Origin of the sequence: Nostocoides japonicum T1-X7 (assembly GCF_001046855.1) — a bacterium.
Lineage (GTDB): Bacteria > Actinomycetota > Actinomycetes > Actinomycetales > Dermatophilaceae > Nostocoides > Nostocoides japonicum.
On sequence record NZ_HF570958.1, the window covers coordinates 4665968 to 4668860 of the forward strand.

The 2893-nt window shown below is 71.4% G+C and carries 3 protein-coding genes and 1 pseudogene; all 4 read right to left on the minus strand.

Going from position 1 to position 2893, the window contains the following annotated elements; all coding sequences use genetic code 11:
* Positions 1 to 3: 3 nt before the first annotated feature.
* Positions 4 to 768 carry an aquaporin Z gene (gene aqpZ, locus BN12_RS21195; protein ID WP_048555556.1) on the minus strand — a complete coding sequence of 255 codons (765 nt, stop codon included), beginning with the start codon at positions 766 to 768 and terminating at the stop codon, positions 4 to 6.
* A gap of 143 nt (positions 769 to 911) precedes the next feature.
* Positions 912 to 1898 carry a PLP-dependent cysteine synthase family protein gene (locus BN12_RS21200; protein WP_053080227.1) on the minus strand — a complete coding sequence of 329 codons (987 nt, stop codon included), beginning with the start codon at positions 1896 to 1898 and terminating at the stop codon, positions 912 to 914.
* A 201-nt stretch (positions 1899 to 2099) separates the two neighbouring features.
* Positions 2100 to 2240: pseudogene (locus BN12_RS26750) on the minus strand (ferritin-like domain-containing protein); the annotation flags it as partial.
* A 31-nt stretch (positions 2241 to 2271) separates the two neighbouring features.
* A partial coding sequence (locus BN12_RS21210; RefSeq protein ID WP_235432489.1) for a hypothetical protein occupies positions 2272 to 2893 on the minus strand: 622 nt, incomplete at its 5' end.

Consider the following 2893-nt stretch of genomic DNA (forward strand, 5'->3'; position numbering starts at 1 on the left):
GGGTCAGGCGGGGTTGTTGGCGACGCCGACGTCGACGGGGTCGCGGCGGGCGCCGGTGATCGCGGCGTAGGAGGCGCCGGCGATGGCCGCGCCGATGAGCGGGGCGAGGATGAACAGCCACACCTGGCCCAGGGCCGCGCCCCCGGCGAACCAGGCGACCCCCAGGGAACGGGCCGGGTTGACCGAGGTGTTGGTCACCGGGATGGAGACCAGGTGGATGATCGTCAGGGTGAACCCGATGGCGATCGGGGCGAAGCTCTTGGGGCCGCGGTCGTCGGTGGAGCCGAGGATGACGTACAGGAACACCGCCGTCATCACGACCTCGCAGACCAGGCAGGCCGCCAGGCCGTACCCGTTGGGCGACCGGTCGCCGTACCCGTTGGTCGCGAACCCGGACGCCGAGGCGGAGAAGCCGTCCTTGCCGGAGGCGATGACGAACAGCACCAGCCCGGCGACCGAGGCCGCCACCACCTGGATCACCCAGTACGGCACGACGTCCTTCCAGGCGAACCGGCCGGACACGGCCAGCCCGAAGGTGACCGCCGGGTTGAAGTGGCCACCGGAGACATGCCCGGAGGCGAACACCCCGGTCAACACCGTCAGACCGAACGCGAAAGCGACCCCCAGGAACCCGATCCCCAGCTGCACCTTGTCCGTGGAGTCGATGACCTTCGCCGCCAACACCGCACTGCCACACCCGCCCAGGACCAGCCAGAAGGTCCCGAGGAACTCCGCACCCAACCGGGCACTGAGAGGTGATTCGTTCATTGCTGATACCCCCTTGATACATGACATACCCGTCACGGCGACGACATGCTGCTGATCGATGTCGTCGGTGACGGGTGGTTGCGCGCAACACGGTAGTCGCCATCGGCCGTCGACGGCCTCATTCCGCGCGGGTGACGCGGCGGTCAGCCCGAGACGATCCCCCGCTCGGCGAGCCAGGCGTCGTCGTAGTAGGTCCCCGCATACCGGCCGCCCCCGTCGCACAGGAGGGTGACGATGCTGCCGGACTCCCCGGCGCCCTCCATCTCCCGCGCGAGATGGAGGGCGGCGCACAGGTTCACCCCCGTCGACGGGCCGACGCGCCGGCCGAGGACGGGCTCGACCGAGCGCATCATCGCGACGGCGTCGGCGTCCGCGACCCGGATCATCCGGTCGACGACGCCGGGCTGGAAGGACGGCTCGACCCGCTGCCGGCCGATCCCCTCGATGCGGGATCCGCAGGACGTCGTGACATCGGGGTCGTCGGTCTCGAAGCTCGGCAGGAACGCGGAGTTCTCGGGGTCGGCGACCGCGAGCCACGTCGGCAGCTGTCGATACCGCAGGTACCGGCCGATCGTCGCGCTCGTGCCCCCGGTCCCGGCGCCGACGACGACCCACGTCGGCACGGGGAAGGTCTCGAGCCGCAGCTGGGCGAAGATCGACTCGGCGATGTTGTTGTTGCCGCGCCAGTCCGTCGCCCGCTCGGCGTAGGTGAACTGGTCGAGGTAGTGGCCACCCGTCGACTCCGCGAGGCGGGCGGCCTCGGCATACACCTCGGACGGCTCGTCGACGAGGTGGCAGCTCCCGCCTTCGCGTTCGATGAGGGCGATCTTCTCCGGTGAGGTCGTGCGCGGCATGACGGCGACGAAGGGCAGCCCGAGGAGCCGGGCGAAGTAGGCCTCGGACACGGCGGTCGAGCCCGACGACGCCTCGACGACGGTGCTGCTCCCGTGGATCCAGCCGTTGCAGATCGCGTAGAGGAAGAGCGACCGCGCGAGCCGGTGCTTCAGAGATCCGGTCGGGTGGGTCGACTCGTCCTTGAGGTACACCGCGACGCCCGGTGTCCCAGGGGTCGGGAGCCGCACGAGATGGGTGTCGGCGGAGCGGTTGGCGTCCGCCTCGACCCGCCGCACCGCCTCCGCGGCCCAGGCCCGGTCCCGTGAGGACCGGCGGTCGACGTCGCGAAGGGGTGCCGGCGGGTCGAGCGGGGTCTCGTCGCGGGGCGTGGTGTTCACCCCGGTGATGCTAGGCCCCGCCCGGGGCGAGGCTCACTCCCGGATCGGCTGCGGTGCGCTGGTGTTCGGCGAGCGGTTCTCGGCGCTCATCATCCAGGCGAGCTGCTCGAGGCGCTCGGCGATCTCGTTGGAGAACTCCCGCGCGGCGTCGACGACCTCGTCGAGCTGCAGGTGGAGGTCGCGGAAGTTCTTCCCGACGATGTTCCAGTGCGCCTGCTAGCCCTGGAGGTGGAGCTCGATGAGGTCGACGTGAACGGGACGACGGGTCCGGTCAGGACTCGGCGACGTCCTCGGCCTTGTCCTTCGCCTCGTCGGCCGCGTCGCTCGCGGCATCCTTGGCATCCGCGGCCGCGTCGCTCGCGGCATCCTTGGCGTCGTCGGCTGCGTCGGCCACCGCGTCCTTGGCATCCTGCGCCGCATCGGAGCCCGCGTCCTTCGCGTCGCTCACGGCGTCCTTGGCGTCCCCGGCCGCGTCGGTCGCGGCGTCCTTGGCGGTGGAGGCGGCCTCCGCGACCGCCTCGCCGGCGGCCGCGGCCTTGTCCTTGGCCGCCGTCGAGATGTCGGTGACCTTGTCGCCGAGGGACGAGGAGCGGCCGGACGACGGGGGCGTGTAGGCCGGGGTGGCCCACGGGTCGTTCTTGGCCTGGTTCCGGCGGACGAGGGAGAAGACCGCCGCGCCGAGCGCCACGAGACCGAGGACGACGAGGGCCTTGCGGCCCCGGTGCTTGGGCTTGGCGACCGCCTCGCCCTTGAGGACGGCATATGCGTCGGGCGCTCGGTCCGCGGCGTCCGCCGCCCGGTCCTTGGCGGCCGCGGCACCCGCCGCCACCGTCGCCGCGGACGGAGAACTTGCATCGTGACGGAGCAACTTCTCCGTCCGGGCGCAACTTCTC